Genomic DNA, 6,589 nt, shown 5'->3' with positions numbered 1-6,589 from the left:
TAATACAATTGGTATTAACTTTAATTTAAATAGTACAACAGCATTAAAAAAGCCCATTATGCATTCACATAATGAGCTTTTTGATATCTGTTTACTTAAATGCCTTAAATTAATGGCTTATTTAAGCTTAGTGATATCTCTTACCGCACCTTTATCGGCAGACGTTGCCATTGATGCATATACTTTTAATGCCACTGAAATAGGGCGCACACGATCAACAGGCTTCCAACCAATTGCATCTTGTTTTGCACGACGCTCAGCTAATACTTCATCAGATACTTTCAAGTCCATCGCACGTGTTGGAATGTTAATATCAATGATATCGCCATTTTCGATTAGACCAATTAAACCACCAGCTGCCGCTTCAGGTGAAACGTGACCGATTGATAATCCAGATGTACCACCAGAGAAACGACCATCGGTAATTAATGCACACTCTTTACCAAGACCAATTGATTTCAAGTAACTGGTTGGGTAAAGCATCTCTTGCATACCTGGGCCACCTTGTGGACCTTCGTAACGGATAACAACTACATCACCTGAAACTACTTTGCCGCCTAAGATTGCAGCTACTGCATCATCTTGGCTTTCGTATACTTTTGCAGGACCTGTGAATGTTAGGTTATCGTCATCAACACCCGCGGTTTTAACCACTGCGCCATCAATGGCCATATTACCGAATAATACTGCTAAACCACCTTCAGTACTGAAGGCATTATCAATTGAACGAACACAACCTTCAACACGGTCATTGTCTACAGTATCCCAACGACATGACTGACTGAATGCTTTAACAGTACGGATACCAGCAGGGCCTGCTCGGTAGAAATCGATGATTGCTTGGTCTTTAGTTTGCATAATATCGTATTGTGCTAACTGCTCACGCATCGTCATGTTTAAGATGGTTGGTGTATCACCATTCAATAAACCAGCTCGATCTAGTTCACCCAAAATAGCCATTACACCACCTGCGCGATGTACATCCTCCATATGGTATTTAGGAGTAGAAGGTGCAACTTTACATAGTTGAGGAATACGGCGAGACATCTCATCCATATCGGCAACGGTGAAGTCTAATTCAGCTTCTTGAGCACACGCTAATAGATGTAGAATAGTATTAGTAGAACCACCCATGGCGATATCTAATGCCATTGCATTTTCAAAAGCGGCACGGTTAGCAATTGAACGTGGTAATACCGAGTAATCATCTTCTTGGTAGTGACGTCTAGCGATATCAACAATACGAGTACCTGCATCTAAGAACAGTTGCTCACGGTCAGCGTGTGTTGCTAGCATTGAACCGTTACCAGGTAATGATAAACCTAATGCTTCTGTTAGACAGTTCATTGAGTTTGCAGTAAACATACCTGAACATGAACCACATGTAGGACAAGCACTACGCTCAACCTTTTCAACATCTTCATCAGAGACTGTTTTATCAGCGCCCATTACCATTGCATCAACTAAATCTAGTTTGATGATTTGCTCAGAAAGCTTAGTTTTACCGGCTTCCATTGGACCACCTGATACCATGATCACTGGGATGTTTAAGCGTAATGCTGCCATTAACATTCCCGGTGTGATTTTGTCACAGTTAGAGATACAAACAATCGCATCTGCACAGTGAGCATTTACCATGTATTCAATTGAATCTGCAATTAAATCACGTGATGGTAAGCTGTAAAGCATACCTGAGTGACCCATTGCGATACCATCATCAACAGCGATAGTATTAAACTCTTTAGCGATACCGCCTGCGGCTTCAACAGCACCAGCAACAAGTTGACCCATATCTTTAAGATGAACGTGACCAGGTACAAACTGTGTGAATGAGTTTGAAATGGCGATGATTGGCTTACCAAAGTCATCATCTTTTACGCCAGTTGCGCGCCATAGTGCACGTGCACCAGCCATATTACGGCCATGGGTTGAGGTTTTAGAACGATAATCTGGCATGTTAATTTCCTTAAACTGCTTGCTGGCTAACTCTATTAGCCTTTATTTTAAATAATATAAGTACAAGTAAAACAGATAACCCTTAAGGGTACAATCTGCATTTTACGCGCTTGCTTTAATATCTTCGTTTGATGCGGATAGCGTTACTTTTAATATACCGATCACTTTATCAAGTTGTTTAGTAAGTAGTGCTATTTCACGGTCACTACTCACTGTTAATTCAATATGTGTAACTTGTTGTTTTGTCGTCGCATTGATGGTCACAATGGCGAAACCACGGTGTCGACAAACACGCAATAGGCGCTCTAAAAACTCAGGGCTATGCATCGCTTCGATTGTTAATGTGTTATTCATCCTACACTCTCCATCATTTGATCATTTGCTGCACCAGGCGGTACCAATGGCCATACATTTTCTTCTTCTGAAATCGATACATGTAATAAGTAGGGGCCATCGCTATTTAATAAGCGTTGTAATGCGTCATCTATTTGAGATTTTACAACAATGGTTTCACCAGGAATATCAAAGGCGCTAGCAAGTGTCACAAAATCTGGATTATCAGTTAAAATCGTTTCACTGAAACGACCATTAAAGAACAACTCTTGCCATTGTCTTACCATGCCTAAACGCTGGTTATCAATGAGGAGAATTTTTATCGGCAACTGTTTACGTTTAATCGTTCCTAACTCTTGTATGTTCATCATAAACGAACCATCACCCGATACTGCGATCACCGTATCATTTGGGCGAGCAACTTGTGCGCCCACTGCTGCAGGAACACCAAAGCCCATAGTACCAAGACCAGAGCTAGAAATATGGTTTTCAGGACGATCTACAAACATGTGTTGAGCAACCCACATCTGGTGTTGGCCAACATCACTACAAATGACCGTATCTGCAGGCATGGTTTCTGCTAGCTGGCGTAACAAAGCCGGTGCAAAAATCGGTTCACCTGGATGATCATAACGATTAGCGTGCGTGACTTTCATCTCGCTAATATGTTGCTGCCATTGTTCAATACTCGGTTTTACTGAGATAGCCGGTAGCACTTGTTTAAGGTCATCGGTCATGGAAATGGTGACTTGGCGTAACTTATCTATTTCTGCAGCATCTATATCGAGATGAATTACTTTTGCGTGTGGAGCAAATTCATCTAATTTGCCTGTTACACGGTCATCAAATCTTGCACCTACCGCGATTAATAAGTCACATTCTTGAATCGCTAAGTTAGAGGCTTTACTGCCATGCATGCCAACCATTCCCATGAAGTAAGGGGAGTCATGTTCAATACAACCAATTGCTTTTAGTGTACATACGCTTGGGATTTGTGTTTGTTCAATGAAAGTTCGTAAGGCTGGTACCGCTTTTGCCATACCAACACCGCCACCGACATACAGTAATGGTTTTTGCGCGCCATTAATTAGACTTTTAGCTTCAGTGACTATTGCTTGATTTAGTGGTTGTTGTGTTTCTGCTAATTGTGCTAAAGCATACGCAATACTTGGACCAACTTGGATATCTTTGGGAATATCAATGAGTACTGGTCCTGGACGTCCGCTGGTGGCGATTTCAAAAGCTTGCTCAATAATTGGTCCTAATTGCTCAGCGGTTTCCACCATAAAACTATGTTTTGTACATGCTAATGATAACCCTAATACATCTACTTCTTGGAAAGCATCGGTACCAATTAAGTGGGTTGGTACTTGGCCTGTAATCGCAACAACAGGCACCGAGTCTAATAAAGCATCAGCTAAGCCTGTGATTAAGTTGGTGGCGCCTGGGCCTGAAGTGGCAATACACACTCCCACCTTACCTGTTGAGCGGGCATAACCAATGGCTGCCATTGCTGCACCTTGTTCGTGGCGACATAAAAGGTGATCAACACCACCATCAAACAGTGCATCGTAAAGTGGCATGATCGCGCCACCTGGGTAACCAAATACCTGTGTTACATTTTGCTCTTTGAGAGCGTGAACAACAAAGTTTGCACCATTCATGGGGGGTTCCTGAATTTATTGATGGTCAACCAATCTGTTTCGAATGTGTTGAAGATTGATTTTAAAGGGTGGTCTTTATAGCAAAAAAGTGCAGTTCAAACAACTTTTGTTACATTTTTAAACAGATTATTGAATAGAGTCGTGAATAGATATTCACTTGAAAGTGGTTGTGTTTGAATCGTTAAATTAGGGGGAATGTGCTTTATTTTAGAATGAGAAAATAATTACATTTTGAACCGGTGATTGCACGCTTTAAAGCCTCGCTACAGTAGGGGAACAGAGGTGGCTTATTACCAACCTCTATTTTTATATTGTTCTTTAGACTGCTGGCGTTATCTAAATGCTTTTGTGGGTGTATCAGTTTTGCTTTTTGTATACTCTGCGACAGTTAATTGTTCAAAGGCTAATGCAATCCAGCTACTCATTAACATATCATAATGTTGTTCAACGCCACTACAAGCTACCACTATGTTTCCATACACAAATGACCCATAAAATAAAATATCATCATCTTGTAAAGAAGAAGGGTGCTTAGATTGAATATCCAGATTAGCACAACCGTTACGCCAAGCTTGATGTGCTTTTTTTCTAGCTAAATGATCAAATTGAATCGTCCACTCTTTTGGGGTACCTAATGATTTTTCAACCAAAATAGCGTTATCGAAGGCAGATTCCCAAGCTTTTAAACTCGGATCCATAACGACGATATGTAACTCTTTTCTATTAGTACGCTCAAATAATTTGAGTATTGCAGGTGTTACTAAATCGATAGCATCTAAAGCTATTTCTTTATTACTTCTCATTGATCATTTCCTTACTCTTTTGAGCATTAATGGTTATATAAATGATTAATATACGTTGATCATTTAATTTATTAAGTTGTCATACGATACTATTTAATGATTGGTAATACCGTGAAGAGTGGCTCACTTTAATGACTGTAAAAATAATTCAGATTTGTTTATGTAATGAGATTTTGTATTACAGATCTAATTATTGCATCGTAGTTTATGCTTCTAGGCCCTCTATTTTGCTGAATAAATTTTGACTTCTATACTTCAACTAACACGTAACAGTTAATTGTTAATGGATGGTCAGGGAGTTCAAATGGCGTTAGCAAGGTTAGTATGTCGTTCTATTTCTGGTGTGGATGCACCCGAAGTTGAGGTTGAAGTACATCTTGGTACAGGATTACCTGCATTTTCTCTCGTCGGCTTGCCGGAAACTTCAGTCAAAGAAGCAAAAGACCGCGTTCGTAGTGCCATTTTAAACAGCAATTATAAGTTTCCAAGCAAGCGGATCACGGTGAATCTCGCACCCGCTAATTTACCAAAAGAGGGAGGACGTTTTGATTTAGCTATTGCTTTGGGCATTTTACTCGCCTCAGAGCAATTAAAATGCCATGAGATTCTACAATTTGAATGTTATGGCGAACTCTCGCTGTCCGGAGAGTTACGCCATGTTGATGGTATTATTCCTTGCGCATTAGCCGCAAAAGAGCAACAGAGACAAGTTATTGTATGTCGAGAAAATGCACACGAGTGTGCTTTAACGGGAGCCAATGGCGTTGTCGCGAACTGTTTAGCTGATGTCTGTGCCTATCTACAACAAGAGTTTACTTTGCCGCCTGCAGAGCAAGATGTAACTGCCGCCATCGAAGCTTCTTCTTTAGACTTTAGTGACGTTTTAGGTCAGGAACAGGCGAAAAGAGTGTTGGAGGTGGCAGCTGTCGGGTCGCATAATTTACTCTTGATTGGTCCGCCAGGTACTGGAAAAAGTATGTTAGCTGAACGCTTTATGACCTTGTTACCTAACTTGGAGGAGCATCAAGCCTTACAAACTGCTGCTGTGTACTCGGTATGTGGAAAGCAACGTAGTGATTGGTTTTTACCTCCTTATCGTGCACCTCATCATAGTGCTTCGGCTGTGGCGCTGGTGGGCGGGGGAGGTAAACCTAAACCTGGTGAGATCTCATTATCGCATCACGGAGTATTGTTTTTAGATGAACTAGCCGAATTTCCTAGACAAGTGTTGGATAGCCTTCGTCAGCCGATGGAAAACCACCATGTGACTATTTCTAGGGCGGCAAACCAAGTGACTTTCCCTGCGCATTTTCAATTGATTGCAGCGATGAATCCGAGTCCTTGCGGACATATTTCCGGTAGTTTAAGACGCAGTACTCCAGATCAAATATTACGCTATCTAGGGCGCTTGTCTGGCCCCTTCTTAGATCGCTTTGCTTTAGCGATTATGGTGCCTTTATTACCAAAAGGTTTATTAGCTGAATCCCAACAAGGTGCAAAAAACAAAATAGAAACCAGTGCAGAAATCAAAGTGAGAGTGTTAGCGGCTCGCAGTGTGCAGTTAACACGACAGGGCAAGTTAAATCATTATTTATCAAGCCAAGAGGTCAATCAATTCTGTGTACTTAGCAAAGAAGATGCTGTCTTTTTAGAGCAAGCAATTGATAAAATGGGGTTGTCTATTCGTGCTTGGCATAGCTTGTTAAAGGTAGCGAGAAGTATTGCTGACTTGCAACAGCAAAAAGATATTAACAAAGCACACCTCTGTGAAGCTTTAAATTATCGAGCGATGGACAGGTTATTAAGCAGTTTTAATTGTTGAAGTTATTTTTA

General features: G+C 40.9%; 5 protein-coding genes. 1 reads left to right on the top strand and 4 read right to left on the bottom strand.

All coding sequences use genetic code 11. The features are described 5' to 3' along the window. Positions 1 to 117: 117 nt before the first annotated feature. The 4 genes from ilvD to DS885_RS12550 all read right to left on the bottom strand — a co-directional run bounded on the left by ilvD (position 118) and on the right by DS885_RS12550 (position 4,756). Complete coding sequence (gene ilvD, locus DS885_RS12565; RefSeq protein WP_113819769.1) at positions 118 to 1,956, bottom strand: dihydroxy-acid dehydratase; 1,839 nt, start codon at positions 1,954 to 1,956, stop codon at positions 118 to 120. A gap of 102 nt (positions 1,957 to 2,058) precedes the next feature. Then, on the bottom strand, positions 2,059 to 2,310 hold the full coding sequence (gene ilvM / locus DS885_RS12560) for an acetolactate synthase 2 small subunit (RefSeq protein ID WP_113819768.1): 252 nt from the start codon (positions 2,308 to 2,310) through the stop codon (positions 2,059 to 2,061). Continuing rightward, a complete protein-coding gene (gene ilvG, locus DS885_RS12555; protein WP_113819767.1) occupies positions 2,307 to 3,953 on the bottom strand; it encodes an acetolactate synthase 2 catalytic subunit in 1,647 nt (548 codons plus the stop codon). The genes ilvM and ilvG overlap by 4 nt, the downstream gene beginning before the upstream one ends. A gap of 332 nt (positions 3,954 to 4,285) precedes the next feature. Beyond that, positions 4,286 to 4,756 carry a hypothetical protein gene (locus DS885_RS12550; protein ID WP_113819766.1) on the bottom strand — a complete coding sequence of 157 codons (471 nt, stop codon included), beginning with the start codon at positions 4,754 to 4,756 and terminating at the stop codon, positions 4,286 to 4,288. Positions 4,757 to 5,060: 304 nt separating this feature from the next. Between DS885_RS12550 and DS885_RS12545 the strand changes: the two genes are divergently transcribed. Continuing rightward, positions 5,061 to 6,578 carry a YifB family Mg chelatase-like AAA ATPase gene (locus DS885_RS12545; protein WP_113819765.1) on the top strand — a complete coding sequence of 506 codons (1,518 nt, stop codon included), beginning with the start codon at positions 5,061 to 5,063 and terminating at the stop codon, positions 6,576 to 6,578. Positions 6,579 to 6,589: the final 11 nt, after the last annotated feature.

This window comes from Psychromonas sp. B3M02, assembly GCF_003318165.1.
Lineage (GTDB): Bacteria > Pseudomonadota > Gammaproteobacteria > Enterobacterales > Psychromonadaceae > Psychromonas.
The sequence above is the reverse complement of the archived record's forward strand: the minus strand, read 5'-3'. Positions and strand labels throughout refer to the sequence as shown.

Coding starts and splice junctions, on each gene's coding strand:
- ilvG (WP_113819767.1), bottom strand. CDS start 3,953: ATGAATGGTGCAAACTTTGTTGTTCACGCTCTCAAAGAGCAAAATGTA.
- ilvD (WP_113819769.1), bottom strand. CDS start 1,956: ATGCCAGATTATCGTTCTAAAACCTCAACCCATGGCCGTAATATGGCT.
- DS885_RS12550 (WP_113819766.1), bottom strand. CDS start 4,756: ATGAGAAGTAATAAAGAAATAGCTTTAGATGCTATCGATTTAGTAACA.
- DS885_RS12545 (WP_113819765.1), top strand. CDS start 5,061: ATGGCGTTAGCAAGGTTAGTATGTCGTTCTATTTCTGGTGTGGATGCA.
- ilvM (WP_113819768.1), bottom strand. CDS start 2,310: ATGAATAACACATTAACAATCGAAGCGATGCATAGCCCTGAGTTTTTA.